The organism is Pseudomonas sp., assembly GCF_030684895.1.
Lineage (GTDB): Bacteria > Pseudomonadota > Gammaproteobacteria > Pseudomonadales > Pseudomonadaceae > Aquipseudomonas.
In genome coordinates this window covers 1-16,223 of sequence record NZ_JAUXXP010000065.1, presented here as the reverse complement: position 1 = coordinate 16,223, position 16,223 = coordinate 1, and the positions used below count along the sequence as shown (strand labels likewise).

Below are 16,223 nucleotides of genomic sequence, written 5' to 3'. Positions count from 1 at the left end.
CGCAGGATTGGAACGCCGCCACTTTCACCCAGCACGCCGCGCCGAGCTATTGCACCTTGGTCGTAGGCTGCGGTGCGCTCACCCGCCTGGCGCTTAAATCTACAAACCAGGGCTCCAGCCGCCGGCCGAAGGCAACTTCTGCGCTAAACAGCTTTTGATAACTCGGGTAATCAACGCCTGACTGCTCGCCCTGCTGCGGCAGGCTGTCGAACGTCGCATGCCAGCGCTGCGGCAGATTGAGGCTCTGCACCCCTGGGGTATCGGCCGAGCCGCCGAGCTGCCAGGTCCAGCGCTGGTTATCCGGACGCGGATCATCACCCTCACCCGCCCACTTGCTTGCCACGCTGCTGGCCTGCACTTCGATGATGCTGCGCACAATGGCGTAGCGCGTACGGTCCGGGTAACGCGCGCGCAACGTCTGCAGGTCCAGCCCAACATCGACCACCAGCAGGCGGCTAGCGCGCCGTTGCTCGTAATCCAGGGCATTCGCGGCATGCTGAGCCGCCTCACGCAGCTCCTTGCTGTCCGGCACCGACTTCTGCAAACGCAGGGCCTCGGCATGGGCGGCAAGCAGCAGCGCCACTTCACGCTGATACGCCGGGCCATCGAGTTCCAACACCAGCAGCGCATCACGGTCCAGCTGACGACGGTAACGCCGCACTGTCTGCTCGTTCAATTCTGTGGGCACCTGAAAGCCCAGTTCCGCCATCTTCTCGGCGTTGATCGACAGGTAGTAGTGGTCATCATCCGCCTGACTCGGCCAGCGATAATCCAGGCGCAGCGCCAGGCTGCTGTTGTCCTTACGCCAATAGGCGTAGGTAGCGGCCAGCTCGCGCTCGGACAGTTGCAGGCGGCTTTCCTCAGGCGGCTGGCGATTCCAAGCCACGCCCGCCAGGACGATGGCATTGACCAGGCCAATCAGCGCCAGACCGGTAATCAGGTAACGCGGGCGCATGCCGTTCATTGGGCACCTCCCAGCAAGCCATGGCGGCTACGCAGGCGGCGCAGTATCAGCAGAATCAGCACCGCACTCAGGCCCAGCACCAGGAAGAACAAGTACTTAGGCATGCTCTCCCACCACCAGTCGAAGAGCTTGGTGTAGAGGAAAATCACAAAGAAGCTCAGTCCGGTGTTCACTACATCCGCCCATTCGCGGCGCACGCCCAGCCAGATCACCAGGGCCGCGAGGATAAAGCCGCCGATGTGGTAGGCATTCTCGATGTACTCAGGCGAATAGTCGAAGTAACTGCCCTCACCCCAATGCGCCAACAGCAAAACCGGCAGAAATACCCCCAGCAGGCCAAATACCCGGTAGATCACGGCAAAGCCATCAAAACGGCGCTGATCAATCAGCAGCGGCAGCACGAAAATCAGCAGCGCCGGCACGATAAAGTTCTCCGGCCGCTGAGCAAACCCCAGCCAGTAGATGCCGTCCCAGCTGCCAATGCGCGCCGCAACAAAGGCCAGCAAACAGCTCAGCCCGGCCGCCAGCAGCAGGCGCGCACCGCAGGCATAGGCCAGCAGCAGCGCGTAGAGCGCCCAAGGCAGTAAGGCGTTATTCGACGGGGTGATATTGAAGATTTGCCCGAGCATGACGATGTTCAGCACAAAACAGGTAAAGGCCACCAGCGCCGCCAACTTGCTGAAGTAACCCGAGCTATCGAGGCGCTGTACCCACAGCGTCAAGCCGAACGAGGCGATACTCGCCGTCAGCAGAATCGCCACCTGGCTCTGCGTGCCAAACAGCCCCCAGAACTGATAGAACAGAAAAAACACACTGGCCGCCAACGCCAGCGCGCCGAGAAACGAGGCGATACGCATGCCCAACGACAGCTGCCGGGCCTGGATGTCGTGATCAATATCGAAGGCCGCCAGGTAGCTGTTGAGCAATTGCTGCTGGTAGCCGTGCAGACTGGCGCGCTGGCTGTCACTCAGGCTCAGCACCTGCTCGGCCTCAAGGCGCGCCAATTCACGGTTGAAAACGCCGATCTCATCGGCACGTTGCTGGGCATCTCTGCGATTTATGCTGGGCATGGCAATCCTTGCTACGGGTCTATCAGGTCATGGGCTGATCAGCACACTCTAGCGACAAAATCTGCGCTACACATCCAGTGGCGCAGTTCGAAACAGACTGGATAACGCTGCCTACAAGCGCCGCCACAGCATGCATAACATCAAATAGCCAGCACTTCTGGCAAAGCACTTCGATGCCGATTAGAATCGCCGCCGCAGGACGCACCCTCCCACCTTCTGGAATTACCGTCATGGATAGACTTATGCCGTCATTCGCGCTCAGCACATGCGGCGGCAAGCCCTCCAGCGCCAGCACCTTGCGAAATTCCTGACGGCTCCGCCCCGTTCTTGCTTTCCCCTGTCAATTAATTCAATGAGATTCGTATGAACAAAATCATCACTGCCAGCCTCGCAGGCTTGCTTGTACTGCTTAGCGGCTGCGCCACTGAACAATCGCGCACCCTGGAAGTTGCAAAAGTCACCACAGCGAGCAGCCACTACAGCGGTCCACGCAGCCCGATTGCCGTGGGCAAGTTTGATAATCGCTCCAGTTATATGCGCGGCATCTTCACTGACAATGTCGACCGCCTCGGCGGGCAGGCCAAAACCATTCTGATCACCCATTTGCAGCAATCGAACCGCTTCAATGTGCTTGACCGTGACAACCTGGCCGAACTGCAACAGGAATCGGGCTTCTCCAAGCAGGCTCAGCAAGTGCGTGGGGCAAACTTTGTCGTCACTGGCGATGTAACCGAATTCGGTCGCAAAGAAGTAGGCGACCACCAGCTGTTTGGCATTCTCGGGCGCGGCAAACAGCAGATTGCCTACGCCAAGGTCAACCTGAATATCGTCGACGTGCTGACTTCCGAAGTGGTCTATTCCGCCCAGGGCGCGGGCGAGTACAGCCTGTCCAACCGGGAGATCGTCGGTTTCGGCGGCACTGCCAGCTATGACTCGACACTCAACGGCAAAGTACTGGATCTGGCGATTCGTGAAGCGGTGAACAACCTGGTCAACGGTGTCGACAGCGGCGCTTGGCGCCCAGCCAAGTGAGCCCGGAGAAATCGTCCATGAACTTCACTCGCCCCGCTCTTTTTCTAGCCGCCTTGATGGCTGCAGCCACTCTGGGTGGCTGCGTGACGCAGCCGCAGCCGCTCTATTACTGGGATGGCTATCAGCAACAGGTTTACCAGCGTTTCGAGAGCACCAGCAGCGCTGAAGAGCAGATTGCCGCCCTTGAAGAAAGCCTGCAGAAAGCCCGCGCTGCGGACCGTGCGCTGCCGCCTGGCTTTCACGCTCATCTCGGCATGCTGTATGCGGAAATCGGCAAAGCCGATCAGGTGCGTCAGCAATTCGAGACCGAGAAAACCCTGTTCCCCGAGTCCGCTCAGTACATGGACTTCCTTATGCGCAAATTTGCCAAGTGATCAGCATGCCCTTCCTAACCCCACTTAAAGCGCTCGCCGCGCTGGCTTGTGCCGCGCTATTGGCTGGTTGTGTCACCAAACAGCCCTACGATTACAGTGCCTTCAAAGAGAGCAACCCGGCTTCCATCCTGGTTCTGCCGCCAGTCAACAAGTCGCCTGATGTCAAAGCGTCTTACAGCGTTTACTCGCATATCACGCTGCCGCTTAGCGAGGCTGGCTACTATGTGTTGCCCGTTGCTGTGGTCGATGAAACCTTCAAGCAGAACGGCCTGATGAATGCCGACGAAATCCGCGAAGTCTCGCCACAGAAGCTTTATGAGATCTTTGCTGCCGACACGGTGCTGTATATCGATGTCACCGAATACGGCAGCAGCTACAAGATCATCAGCAGCGAGGTTGCCGTATCCGCCACAGCCACACTGATCGATCTGCGCAGCGGCAAGGAACTGTGGAAAGGCGTTGCCCGCGCCAGCACCGCAGAGCAGCAGCAGAACAGCGGCGGCGGACTGGCCGGCATTCTGATCACCGCACTGGTCAATCAGGTGATGAACACCCTGAGTGATCGTGGCCATGAAATCGCCGGTATAACCAGCCATCGCCTGCTTTCCAGCAACGCGATGAATGGCATTTTGCCGGGGCCAAGAGCGCGGCCGACGCCCCCTCGCTAGCGCAGCAACATGCCAAGCCCCTACACGACAGTGGCGGGGCTTGGCATCGTCAAGCGCGGTGCCTGGCTGCGCTACTCCTTACCCAGTCCATGCTGACGCAGCTTGTTGGCGATGGTGGTGTGCGACACACCCAGGCGTTTGCCCAGTTGACGGCTGCTTGGGTGGTCGTGAAACAAGCGCTCCAGCACGGCCTTCTCGAAGCGCCCGAGGATATCATCCAGCCCGCCTTCCACTGAAAACTCGCCTAGCGGTTGTGGCGCGCCGTAGTCTGGCAGGCGGATATGTTCGCCCTTGACCACGCCGCCGTCACAGAGTGAAACAGCCTGAAACAGCACGTTTTCCAATTGACGCACATTGCCCGGCCAGTGGTAATGGCTGAGTTTGTCCAGCACCAGTGGTGCCAGCTTGGGCAGCGGACAGCCGATCTGTCGGCTGGCCTGGTCGAGAAAGTGCTCCACCAGCGGCGGCAGGCCGTCCAGGCATTCGCGTAGCGGCGGGATATGCAGGCTCAGCACATTGAGGCGGTGATAGAGGTCCTGGCGGAACTCACCCTTGGCGCACAGTTCGGACAGGTCGACCTGGGTGGCGCAGATCACCCGCACATCCAGATAAACCTCCTCGTCGCTGCCGACACGGCGGAAGCAGCCGTCTTGCAGAAAACGCAGCAGCTTGGCCTGCAGGCGCGGGCTCATCTCGCCGACGCCATCGAGAAACAGCGTGCCGCCAGCGGTCAGTTCCAGCAGGCCGAGCTTGCCTTCCGGCCGCGCACCTTCAAAGGCGCCAGGGCCGTAACCGAACAGCTCAGTCTCGGCCATGGACTCCGGCAAGCCGGCGCAGTTCAGCGCCATAAACGGCGACTGCCCACGCGGGCTGGCCAGGTGACAGGCGCGCGCCAGCAGCTCCTTGCCGGTGCCGGTTTCGCCCTCGATCAGCAGTGGCGCATCCAGCGGCGCCATACGCCGCGCTTCGCGCACTACAGCGGCCATTACCTTGGAGCTCTGGAAGATCGAATCGAAGCCGCGCAGTTCCTGCTTGCGCACGTTGTAGATGCGCTCGCCTACGCGATCCGCGCGGTGCAGGGTCAACACCGCGCCGGCCATGGCATCACTCTCTTCATGTTCGGTTTGCAGTGGCGCGATATCGGCGAGAAACACATCGCCCTTGACCTTGACCCGCAGGCCGTTGATTCGCGACTTGTTGGCGCGCACCAGCTCCGGCAGGTCGAAATCCTCGGCGTAGCGCGACAGCGGAATCCCCGGCACCTCATCTACCCGTACACCCAAGAGCTGCGCGGCGCTGCGGTTGGCGGCGACGATGGAGCCGCCCATATCGATCGACAGTACCGGAAAATCCAGCGCGCCGAGCAAGGCATTCAGCTCAAGATGCCGACGTTCGCTGGGCATCAGACCGACACGCTTGACGCCGAATACCCCAGAAATTGCCTCGAACTTCGGCCGCAGCGATTGGAACTGCAGGTTGATCAGGTTCGGGCAGTGCAGGTAGATGGCATTGCCCTGCTCGCCACCGACTTCGCCACGGGCGACGTTGATGCCGTATTCGACCAACAGGTTGAGGATGTCGCGCAGGATGCCAATTCGGTTCTGGCAGTGGACTTTGATACGCATGGCAGGGCTCTGATCAGACGTCTTATTAGGCCGTAACGCGAAAAAATCGACGCTGGCGGCGGATTATTCGTCAAGAATATGTGACAGATTAGCGCAGCAGCAAGACGATAGTTCGCCATTCCGTCGCACACGTAACCATTTCTTTACGAAATAACTACCCTTTCCTCCCGCACCCACTCAGCCAAGGGCTGCATAACTGCAGCGGCTGGCGTATTCCTGAGTCAAATACAACAACAAAGCCCCAGCAGGAGGCAGCGATGAAGAGCACGCAATACCTGGCGCGCGAACCGGATGACAGTGGCTTTATCCATTACCCGCAGGCCGAGCATCAGGTGTGGAATACCCTGATCACCCGCCAACTCAAGGTGATTGAAGGTCGCGCCTGCCAGGAATACCTGGACGGAATCGAACAGCTCGGCCTGCCCCATGAGCGCATCCCGCAACTCGGCGAGATCAATCAGGTGCTGCAAGCCACCACCGGCTGGCGCGTGGCTCGGGTGCCGGCGTTGATTCCGTTTCAGACCTTCTTCGAGCTGCTGGCCAGCAAGCAATTCCCGGTGGCGACTTTTATTCGCACACCCGAGGAGCTGGACTACCTGCAGGAGCCGGACATCTTCCATGAGATCTTTGGCCACTGCCCGCTGCTGACCAATCCCTGGTTCGCCGAATTCACCCACACCTACGGCAAGCTCGGCCTGGCCGCCAGCAAGGAAGAGCGCGTGTACCTGGCGCGTCTGTACTGGCTGACCATCGAGTTCGGCCTGGTGGATACCAGCCAGGGCCAGCGCATCTACGGCGGCGGCATTCTCTCCTCGCCGAAAGAAACCCTCTATTGCCTGTCCGATGCGCCGCAGCGCCTGGCCTTCGACCCAGTTGAGGCGATGCGCACGCCGTATCGCATCGATATTCTGCAGCCCGTGTATTTCGTGCTGCCGGAGCTCAAACGCCTATTCGAACTTGCCCATGAAGACATCATGGCCATGGTCCAGCAAGCCATGCGCCTGGGCCTGCACGCACCGAAGTTTCCGCCGAAAGCGGCGTGACTGTGTCCTGAAAACGGCATAAATAACCGATGTAGGTTGGGTTGAGCTTGCGAAACCCAACATTGCGTTACCCGAGAAATGACGAACGGAGCGCTACGCGCTCCCTGTTGGGCTTCGCAGGCTCAGCACCAACCTACGCTTTGTTCACCACCGAATTCTGGAGAAATCTGATGTCCCTTGCCCAAGCCCAATGCGAAGCCTGCCGCGCCGATGCGCCGAAAGTCAGCGATGACGAGCTGGCCGAATTGATTCGCGAGATCCCGGACTGGAATATCGAAGTACGCAGCGATCATATGGAACTGGAGCGGGTCTTCCTGTTCAAGAATTTCCGCCACGCCCTGGCCTTTACCAACGCGGTCGGCGCCATCGCCGAGGAAGTTGGCCACCACCCAGCCTTGCTCACCGAATGGGGCAAGGTCACCGTGACTTGGTGGAGCCATGAGATGCGCGGCCTGCACCGTAACGACTTCATCATGGCCGCACGCACCGATGTCCTGGCCGCCAGCGCCGAGGGCCGCAAGTGAGCCATTTCCAGAGCATTGTGCGCGTGCCCGGCGACCCGATTCTCGGCCTGATGGATGCCTACCGCGCCGACCGTAACCCGGCCAAGCTCGACCTCGGCGTCGGTGTGTACAAGGACGCCCAGGGCCTGACGCCGATTCCCCGCGCGGTAAAACTGGCCGAACAGCGGCTGGTGGAAAGCGAAACGACCAAGAGCTATATCGGCGGCCATGGCGACCCACTGTTTGGCAGCCTGCTCAGCCAGCTGGTACTGGGCGCCGACAGCCCGCTGCTGGCCGAACGCGCTGGCGCCACCCAGACCCCCGGCGGCACCGGGGCGCTGCGCCTGTGCGCGGACTTTATCGCCCACTGCCTGCCGGGCCGTGGCATCTGGCTGAGTGACCCGACCTGGCCGATCCACGAAAGCATCTTTGCCGCTGCCGGCCTGCGTGTTGGCCATTACCCCTATGTCGGCGCGGACAACCAGCTGAATATCGAGGCGATGATCGCCGCCCTCGCCCACGTGCCCAAAGGCGATGTGGTGCTGCTGCATGCCTGCTGCCACAACCCCACCGGCTTCGACCTCACCCCGCGCGACTGGAAGCGCGTGCTGGAGGTGGTCAAAGCCCGCGAGCTGCTGCCGCTGATTGACTTCGCCTATCAGGGTTTTGGCGATGGCCTGGAACAGGACGCCTTTGCCGTGCGCCTGTTTGCTGCCGAGCTGCCGGAGCTGCTGATCACCAGCTCCTGCTCGAAAAACTTCGGCCTATACCGCGAACGCACTGGCGCGCTGATCGTCTGCGCGCAAACTGCAACCAAGCTGCAGGATGTACGCAGCCAGCTGGCATTTATCGCCCGCAACCTGTGGTCTACCCCGCCGGCCCACGGCGCCGCAGTGGTCGCCAGCATCCTGGTTGACAGTGAACTGCATAGCCTCTGGGTCAGCGAACTGGACGCCATGCGCCAGCGCGTCGCCAGCCTGCGCGGCGGCCTGGTCGAAGCCCTGCAGCCGTATGGCCTGAGTGAGCGCTTTGCGCATATCGCGCTGCAGCGCGGCATGTTTTCCTACACCGGGCTGACGCCTATGCAGGTGCAGCGCCTGCGCGATGAGTTCAGCGTGTATATGGTCGGCAGTGGTCGAGCCAATATGGCGGGTTTAGATGCCAATCGCCTCGATCAACTAGCCAGCGCAATTGCCCGGGTTTGCACTGACTGAACCGAGGCTGAGCCCCGCAGGTCACCCGGGGCTCAAACGCCGCACGTTACTTAGGCTTGCTATAGTCGCTGCACCCCCATCGCACCGAGCCGCCTGTGTCCCGTCTCTCCAATATTGTCTTCCGTCTATACCAGCGCACATTGCACAGTCTGGCGCTCTACCCAACGCTGATCGCCTTGAGCTTCTTCGCCCTGTGCCTGCTGGTAATGAGCATCGAGTATCAACCCTGGCTGATGTCGCTCAAACAGATCGTAGATGTAGGTCTGGTGCGTAATGCGGATAACGCCCGACTGATTCTCGGCACGCTGGTCGGCGGCATTATGACGCTGATGGTATTCAGCTTCTCCATGGTGATGGTGGTACTCAACAACGCCGCCGCGTCACTGTCACCACGCGTTATACCAGGCCTGATCAGTGATAAAGGCCATCAGAAAACCCTGGGCTTCTACCTGGGCACCATTCTCTTTTCACTGTTACTGATTACCAGCATTGAGCAGGAAAACTCGACTCAAGTACCCAGCCTCGGTGTGCTGATTGCCTTGTGCCTGGGCATTGCCTGCCTTGGCCTGTTCGTACACTTCATTCACTCGATTTCCCGCTCGATCCAGGTCGAATACATCCTCAACAACCTTTACCGCACCACTCTGGAAAAACTGACCGCAAGAGAAACCAAATTAGCCGGCGTCGACGATATGCCGAGTTGGCCGGATGATCAGCACTGGCAAGAGGTGTTCTCCCGGCACAACGGCTATTTCAAAGAACTGAATAACAACGCCATCAACACCCTACTGTGTCAGCACGACCTGCGCATGACGGTGATGATCCATCGCGGTTTTTTTGTGATGAGCGGGCGCCCGTTATTCAAACTGGATCGTCAGGTCGACCCAGAAATAGCCAACGCGCTGCTCGACTGCTTCGATTTCTTTCTCGAGGAATACGCCCACAGCCACTACCTGTTTGGCTGCACGCAGATGTCGGAAATCGCCGTCAAAGCGCTCAGCCCCGGTATCAACGACCCCGGCACGGCGATTACCGCCATCGACCTGCTCAGCGTGCTGTTCAGCAAGCGCCTGGCGTTGCCGGACCTGGATGTCACCCTGGCGGACGATGGCCCGCCACGCCTGCTGCATTACGAGCTCTCGCTGGATGACTTACTGCAACAGGTGTTTGGCCCCATTCGCCACTACGGTTGCAGCGATGTGAGTGTGCTGCTCAGTTTGTTGCGGGCCTTTAAGAATCTGCTCTACCAACCACTGCGTGCAACGCAGAAAACTGATCTGCTGCGGCATGTGCGCAGCGTGCAGGAAACCGCCGATCAGCACCTGAGCAACAGCCGTGATCGCCAAGCCATCAATCAGGTACTGGAACGGATCAACCAGACTGGTTCAACTCAGGAGCCTGTCGCACTGCTTGCCATACCGAGCGCTTGAAACAGCACCAGCCCCCTCAGTCGGCTCGCGGGTTACCTGACAAGTGCAGCGAAGAATCAGGCATTGGCCGCAAGCTGTATGGGTGCCACATGGCTTTTTCAGCGCACTTTACGCCCACACAGCCGATACCTGAAAAATCAAAAGACCGTTTGTCTATAAAATTAACTGTTTTAAAACAACAGCTTAATTCGTTACCTGGCTAAGCACTGGCACCCTTCATGCTTGCACTCAGCGGCATAGTTCCCTAGGGTAGGTCGCCATGTGGTCCCTGATTGCCCCTATCAGCTCGTTGCTCGGTGGGGTTGCTTTACTCCTCCTCGGCAATGGCCTGCTCAACACCCTACTGACCCTGCGTGGCGTCGCCGAAGGCTACTCCACCTCGATGCTCGGCCTGATCATGTCCGGGTACTTTGTCGGTTTTCTCCTTGGCACCTGGCTAGCGATTCCGCTGGTCCGCCGCGTTGGGCATATCCGTGCGTTTGCCTTTTGCGCCGCCCTCGCCGCCATCACCGCCCTGCTGCATGTGCTGATCGTCGACCCCTGGGTCTGGCTGGGCCTGCGTGTGCTTTACGGCCTGGCGCTGGTCAGCCTGTATATGGTGATCGAGAGCTGGCTTAACGCGCAGGTGCCCAACGACAAGCGTGGCCAGGTGTTTGCCGTGTATATGGCGGTCAACCTCGGTGCGCTGGCCGCCGCGCAGCAACTGCTCAACCTGGCTTCCCCAAGCGACTTCGTGCTGTTCGTACTGGCCGCCATGCTGATCAGCGCGGCCCTGATGCCCATTACCCTGACTCGCCAACTCCAGCCCAGCGTACCGGACACCCTGCACACCAATCTGCGCCAGATCGTCGGTATCGCCCCTCTGGCCATTGCCGCTGCCGGCCTCTCCGGCCTGGCCCTCGGCGCGTTCTGGGGCATGGCGCCGGTGTACGCCAGCCTGAACGGCTTCGATGCCACCGGCGTGGGTTTGCTGATGAGCAGTACGATTCTCGGCGGCGCCTTGTTGCAATGGCCGATTGGTATCTATTCGGATAAACACGACCGTCGTCTGGTGCTGTTTTGGGTGGTGGCGCTGGCCGTAGTGGTCGCCCTGCTGATGAGCCTGCTACCGGCCGGTCGCCTGCTGCTCGGGCTGATGTTTATCTGGGGCGGCCTGGCCTTTGCCATCTACCCCATCGCTGTGGCGCAGTTGATTGACCAATTGCACAGCGATGAAATCCTCGCTGGTTCCAGCAGCCTGCTGATGGTCAATGGCATTGGCTCGGTATGCGGCCCGCTGCTCGCCGGGGTGCTGATGCAGCACCTCGGCGCCCAGGCGCTGCCGCTATATTTCGCCGCCACCCTGGGTCTGCTCGCGGCGTACACGCTGTACCGCCTGCGCCATGTCAGCGACCTGATCAGCGAACCTGCCGGGCACTTTATGCCCATGCTGCGCACCAGCCACACGGTGCTTGAGCTGATGCCCGATGCACAGCCCACAGACGACCCAGACCCAACTGACTCACATGAGGACCCGCCCAACCCGGCGCAGCAGACGCCTGGGTAAACCAAGAGACGAACGCCCCGTGGCGCAATCGTCCATAGCTCGTCGGCCTTTGTCGGCGCGTCACTGCACCCACTTAACTGGACAGGAAGACAGCGCATGTTACTTGCCACCGATCTCGATGGAACCTTTCTCGGCGGCGATCCAAAGGATCGCTTAAGCCTTTACCAAACCATTGCAGCCCACCCGGAAATCCGCCTGGCCTATGTCACCGGCCGTAGCCTGGAATCAGTGCTGCCCCTGCTGGCAGACCCAACCCTGCCACAGCCGGATTTCATCATCTCCGACGTCGGCGCCAGCCTGGTGCATGGCGATAGCCTGCAACCGATCCAGCCGTTGCAAAGCGCGGTGGACGCCCTCTGGCCCGGCGACAGCCAGGTTGCCAGCGCCCTAGAGCGCTTTAACCTGGAGCGCCAGGACGTACCGCAGGTGCGCCGCTGTTCCTACTTCTGCAGCCCGGAACAAGCGGCCAACCCGGCGCTACTGGAAATAGCCGAAAGCCTGGGCTGCGACCTGCTCTACTCGGCCGAGCGCTACCTGGATTTTCTGCCCAAGGGCGTCAACAAGGGCAGCAGCCTGCAGGCGCTGATCGACTGGCTGGAACTGGACAACGATCAGGTGCTGACCGCCGGCGACACCCTGAATGACCTCTCCATGCTGAGCGGCCAGTTCAAGGGCGTGTGCGTGGGCGAATCCGAAGACGGCCTGCTGCAAGCCACCCGCCAGTATTCACGGGTATTCCACGCCGAGCGCGCCGGTTGCGGCGGCATTCTTGAGGCCTTTGTGCACTTTGGCTTTCTCGGCAAGCAGGGCATCGCCGCCGAAGGCAAGCAGGTCGCCGACCCGGGCAAGGCCGACTTGGTAATGGTTTATCACCGTCTGCCCTATGAAGAATTCCGTGGCGCCGATGGCAAGCTGCAGCGCCGCCGCCCGACCTCACCCAATGGCATTATCCCAACCCTGCTGAGTTTCTTCGGCGATGGCCGCGCAGGCTCCTGGGTGGCCTGGGCCGAACATGATGAAGCCAGCGGCGAAACCTTCGACAGCCACACCACGGTGGATGCCGAACGCTACCCGAAGCTGACCGCCGCACGGGTGGCGCTGAGCAAGGAAGAGGTCAATATCTTCTACAAGCGCTTCTCCAAGGAAGCCTTCTGGCCGACCCTGCATACATTCTGGGAACGTGCGCAGTTTCGCGAGGACGACTGGCAGGTGTTCCTCAAGGTCAACCGCGCCTTTGCCGAACGCACCGCCCTGGAGGCCGCCGAAGGCGCCACGGTATGGCTGCACGATTACAACCTATGGATGGTCCCCGGCTACTTGCGCGAGCTGCGCCCGGACCTGCGCATCGCCTTCTTCCACCACACCTACTTCCCCTCGGCGGACGTGTTCAATGTACTGCCCTGGCGCCGGCAGATCATCGGTAGCCTGCTGCAGTGCGACTACATCGGCTTTCATATTCCGCGCCAGGTGGAGAACTTTGTCGATGCCGCGCGCGGTGTGATGCCACTGCAAACCATCAGCCGACAGAACTGCGCGCCACGCTTTATCACCTATGGCTGCGCCGTGGGCCTAGAGCGCATGACCACAGCCGTGGACACCGGCAACCGCGTGGTCAAACTCGGCGCGCACCCGGTGGGCTTGGATATCGAGCGGGTGCGCAGCGCCCTGGCCGCGCCGAAGATCAGGCAAATGATGGAGCGTCTGCGCACCGAGCTTGCCGGGGTCAAACTGATTCTCTCGGTGGAGCGCCTCGACTACACCAAAGGCATTCTGGAAAAGCTCAACGCCTACGAGCGCCTGCTGGAAGAAAACCCCGAGCTGTTGGGCAAGGTCACGTTGGTGACTGTGTGCGTGCCGGCGGCCAAGGAAATGACCATCTATGACGAGCTGCAAGGACAGATCGAGCAGGCCGTGGGCCGCATCAACGGCCGTTTTGCGCGCATCGGCTGGACGCCGCTGCAGTTCTTCTTCCGCAGCCTGCCGTTCGAGGAGGTCAGCGCCTGGTACGCCATGGCCGATGTGATGTGGATTACCCCACTGCGCGACGGCCTCAACCTGGTGGCCAAGGAGTTTGTCGCCGCACAAGGCTTGCTGGGTGGGCGTGGCGTGCTGGTGTTGTCCGAGTTTGCCGGCGCCGCCGCCGAGCTCAAAGGCGCGCTGCTGACCAACCCGCACGACCCGGTGGACATGGTGCAAACCTGTTATGTCGCGCTGAACATGCCGAAAGTTGAAGCCCAGGACCGACTGCGTGAATTGTTCGATATCGTCAGCTACAACGATATCCGCCGCTGGGGCGATGAATTCCTCGCCGCCGTCAGCGACCCGCAGGAGCAACTGGACCGTGCCCTCGGGCTGGTTGGCTAGGCGACAACGGCGCAGCTGCATAGGTCAGCTGCGCCGAGCCAAGCCTGCATACCTAACCCATCTGCGCATCAATATCGCAGTTGATCATCCAACTCACGCCGAAGCGGTCGGTGAACATGGCAAAGCGCGTGGCCCAAAAAGTCGACTGCAACTCCATCTGCACCGAACCGCCCGCTGAGAGTGCGTTATACAGGCGCTCGGCCTCAGGGACGTTCTCCACCTGCAGGGAGACCGAAGCGCCCTTGATGCCCTCGTACGGCATACCGGGGAAGGTGTCGGACGCCATCAGCAACTGATCGCCCACCGTCAGGCAAACGTGCATCACACGGTCATGAAACTGCTCCGGTACATTGCCAGCTTCCGGGCTTTCGCCCATGCGCATCAGCTCCAGGCTGCCGCCCAGGCATTCGGCGTAATAGTTAAAGGCCGCTTCGCACTGGCCATCGAAGGTCAAGTAGGTATGGATCTTCATCTGCACTCTCCTTAGTACTTGTTCATGGTTGTTTTACGACTCAAGTCGCGTGCGCAGGCGTTCTTCCTGCTCGCGCAACTCAGGGGTGAATTCGTCACCAAAATCTTCCGCCTCAAAAACCTGCCGAATCTCGATTTCGCTGTCGCCGGGCATCGGGTTGGGGCAACGCTTAACCCACTCAATGCACTGCGCCAGAGACGCCACCTGGAAAATCCAGAAGCCGGCAATCAGCTCTTTGGTTTCGATAAAAGGCCCATCCGCGCGCCCTTGCTGCTCGGCTGCAGGCCTTCGCCGGCGAGCAGCACGCCCGCCTCAACCAGCTCTTCGTTGTAACGCCCCATCGCCGTCAGCAGCTCTTTACTGGGCATAAAGCCGGCTTCGGAATCTGCAGTTGCCTTGACTATCACCATAAAACGCATGCCGCTGTCCTCGCGTAATTGACCGATCAGCCTGCCGCCACGGGTTTATCTGGGTATGTAAGGCAGACCGCAAACCCAAGGCTGGGTTCTGTACGTTAGTCGAACGGCCGAATTGCGAATCGACAGGCGCGGGGAAAAATATTGCATCACCTACCGGCCATTTGATGCCAGCAGTACGCGGTAGGTAAGCGTAGGGGGCCCAATTGTTGGCCGCGATGCTTCTCTGCTTGCCTCGACTCGAGGACAAGTCCGTGCCTAGAAGGGCAGCAAAACGCTGACTAACCGGCTTTAAGCACGCAGCAGAACCTAGCCAAGCGTTAGAAATCGACCTTACCGCGCCCTGCCTTGATCGTGCCGCGAATGCTCTTGCCTTCCAAACGGCGCTTCTTCGAGCCCAGGGTTGGCTTGGTCGGGCGGCGGGCTTTCTCGGTTTTAGCGGCGCTGCGAATCAGCTCGGCCAGGCGCTCCAGGGCATCGGCACGGTTCTGCTCCTGAGTGCGGTACTGCTGGGCTTTGATAACCACCACGCCTTCGGCGGTGATGCGGCTGTCGCGCAATGCCAGCAGCCGCTCCTTGTAGAACGGCGGCAAGCTGGAGGCCTGGATATCGAAGCGCAGATGGATTGCGCTGGACACCTTGTTGACGTTCTGCCCGCCCGCGCCCTGGGCGCGGATGGCGGTCAGCTCGACGTCATCGTCAGGCAGATGAACGCTGTTGGAAATAACCAGCATGGACAGGCTTCGACGCAGAAAAGGACGCTCAGGATAACGCGAACGCTGCGCAGACGGCTTGCCGCATGAATCGGAGGACAGCAGCGGCCCGCTAGCCCAGGATACTGAAATAGTCAAACCTAGAGAGATAAGCCCCCGAAAGGCTTGATCGGCTAATGAGTCTAAAGAACAGGCCTCTTAGCCTCTAGTTCGTCGCAAGGTGGTTGGTATTCCTTATGGCTTACCGGTATCGTCTGCGTTCGAAAAATTGCCTGATGCTCCGATCAAATCGTCCCTGACCACAGGAACACGGTTTCTGTGGATAAGCGCTCTGCCGTAGGTATCCCAGCTCTGGTTAGGACCAATTGCCTGGAGGGCCAAGTCGAATATTGACAGGCCACATTCGAGTAAAACCAAGCCTGGGAACGATCAGCAATCGTCATAACCCGGCAGCACAAGTTAAAAAATTTGAAACACTGGCGAATAGGCTAAATGAGTTCATCGAAAACAAATAACACACGTCCCATTGGTATTGATCTTTTCGCAGGTGCGGGCGGTTTATCGCTGGGATTCGAGCAAGCAGGATTCGATATCGCCGCAGCCGTCGAAATAGATCCGATCCACTGTGCTACCCACGAATATAATTTCCCTAAGGAAATTCTGAAGAAGACTTCCTGATTTTGGCAAAATACCCCGGATTCCACCCGCTGAGTTTTCCGATGAAGCAGATGACCTTCGCCGATGCCGAGTACGCCGGCAAGCGCAAGCAGACCCGCAAAGAGTTGTTCC

Annotated in this window: 15 protein-coding genes and 1 pseudogene; 10 read left to right on the top strand and 6 right to left on the bottom strand. The window is 60.0% G+C overall.

The features are described from left to right. Positions 1-46: 46 nt before the first annotated feature. Positions 47-964: a DUF4824 family protein gene (locus tag Q8M42_RS14995; protein WP_304867332.1), complete on the bottom strand. Its 918-nt coding sequence runs from the start codon at positions 962-964 to the stop codon at positions 47-49. After that, a complete protein-coding gene (locus Q8M42_RS14990; RefSeq protein ID WP_304867335.1) occupies positions 961-2,034 on the bottom strand; it encodes a DUF2157 domain-containing protein in 1,074 nt (357 codons plus the stop codon). The genes Q8M42_RS14995 and Q8M42_RS14990 overlap by 4 nt, the downstream gene beginning before the upstream one ends. A gap of 363 nt (positions 2,035-2,397) precedes the next feature. Between Q8M42_RS14990 and Q8M42_RS14985 the strand changes: the two genes are divergently transcribed. The 3 genes from Q8M42_RS14985 to Q8M42_RS14975 are packed head-to-tail and all read left to right on the top strand — an operon-like array spanning position 2,398 to position 4,108. Further along, positions 2,398-3,066, top strand: coding sequence for a CsgG/HfaB family protein (locus tag Q8M42_RS14985; protein WP_304867338.1), 669 nt, complete (start codon positions 2,398-2,400; stop codon positions 3,064-3,066). Between the two features lie 17 nt (positions 3,067-3,083). Further along, entirely contained in the window at positions 3,084-3,440 is a 357-nt protein-coding gene (locus tag Q8M42_RS14980) for a DUF4810 domain-containing protein (RefSeq protein WP_304867342.1), read from the top strand. A 5-nt stretch (positions 3,441-3,445) separates the two neighbouring features. Further along, positions 3,446-4,108: a DUF799 domain-containing protein gene (locus tag Q8M42_RS14975; RefSeq protein ID WP_304867345.1), complete on the top strand. Its 663-nt coding sequence runs from the start codon at positions 3,446-3,448 to the stop codon at positions 4,106-4,108. Between the two features lie 71 nt (positions 4,109-4,179). On the opposite strand, the gene Q8M42_RS14970 is transcribed toward Q8M42_RS14975, so the two are convergent. Further along, positions 4,180-5,733 (bottom strand): sigma-54-dependent transcriptional regulator, encoded by a 1,554-nt coding sequence (locus Q8M42_RS14970; protein WP_304867348.1) that lies wholly within the window; start codon positions 5,731-5,733, stop codon positions 4,180-4,182. Between the two features lie 257 nt (positions 5,734-5,990). On the opposite strand from Q8M42_RS14970, the gene phhA reads away from it, so the two are divergent. From phhA to ggpS, 6 genes are all read left to right on the top strand, one after another. After that, positions 5,991-6,776 (top strand): phenylalanine 4-monooxygenase, encoded by a 786-nt coding sequence (gene phhA / locus Q8M42_RS14965; protein ID WP_304867351.1) that lies wholly within the window; start codon positions 5,991-5,993, stop codon positions 6,774-6,776. Positions 6,777-6,943: 167 nt separating this feature from the next. After that, on the top strand, positions 6,944-7,300 hold the full coding sequence (locus Q8M42_RS14960) for a 4a-hydroxytetrahydrobiopterin dehydratase (RefSeq protein WP_304867377.1): 357 nt from the start codon (positions 6,944-6,946) through the stop codon (positions 7,298-7,300). Continuing rightward, positions 7,297-8,493, top strand: a complete 1,197-nt coding sequence (locus tag Q8M42_RS14955; RefSeq protein WP_304867354.1) for an amino acid aminotransferase — start codon at positions 7,297-7,299, stop codon at positions 8,491-8,493. Before Q8M42_RS14960 ends, Q8M42_RS14955 begins: the two co-directional genes overlap by 4 nt. Positions 8,494-8,588: 95 nt before the next feature. Further along, positions 8,589-9,923, top strand: coding sequence for a DUF2254 domain-containing protein (locus tag Q8M42_RS14950; protein WP_304867357.1), 1,335 nt, complete (start codon positions 8,589-8,591; stop codon positions 9,921-9,923). A gap of 259 nt (positions 9,924-10,182) precedes the next feature. Continuing rightward, a complete protein-coding gene (locus Q8M42_RS14945; protein ID WP_304867360.1) occupies positions 10,183-11,469 on the top strand; it encodes an MFS transporter in 1,287 nt (428 codons plus the stop codon). Positions 11,470-11,565: 96 nt separating this feature from the next. Next, on the top strand, positions 11,566-13,833 hold the full coding sequence (gene ggpS, locus Q8M42_RS14940) for a glucosylglycerol-phosphate synthase (RefSeq protein WP_304867363.1): 2,268 nt from the start codon (positions 11,566-11,568) through the stop codon (positions 13,831-13,833). 52 nt (positions 13,834-13,885) lie between these two features. Here the strand turns inward: ggpS and Q8M42_RS14935 are convergent, their stop codons facing one another. The 3 genes and pseudogenes from Q8M42_RS14935 to arfB all read right to left on the bottom strand — a co-directional run bounded on the left by Q8M42_RS14935 (position 13,886) and on the right by arfB (position 15,455). Continuing rightward, positions 13,886-14,305, bottom strand: coding sequence for a VOC family protein (locus Q8M42_RS14935; RefSeq protein ID WP_304867366.1), 420 nt, complete (start codon positions 14,303-14,305; stop codon positions 13,886-13,888). Between the two features lie 33 nt (positions 14,306-14,338). Further along, positions 14,339-14,724 (bottom strand): annotated as a pseudogene (locus Q8M42_RS14930) (YciI family protein). A gap of 317 nt (positions 14,725-15,041) precedes the next feature. Then, entirely contained in the window at positions 15,042-15,455 is a 414-nt protein-coding gene (arfB, locus tag Q8M42_RS14925; protein ID WP_304867369.1) for an alternative ribosome rescue aminoacyl-tRNA hydrolase ArfB, read from the bottom strand. A gap of 471 nt (positions 15,456-15,926) precedes the next feature. Between arfB and Q8M42_RS14920 the strand changes: the two genes are divergently transcribed. After that, positions 15,927-16,112 carry a DNA cytosine methyltransferase gene (locus tag Q8M42_RS14920; protein ID WP_304867372.1) on the top strand — a complete coding sequence of 62 codons (186 nt, stop codon included), beginning with the start codon at positions 15,927-15,929 and terminating at the stop codon, positions 16,110-16,112. Positions 16,113-16,223: the final 111 nt, after the last annotated feature.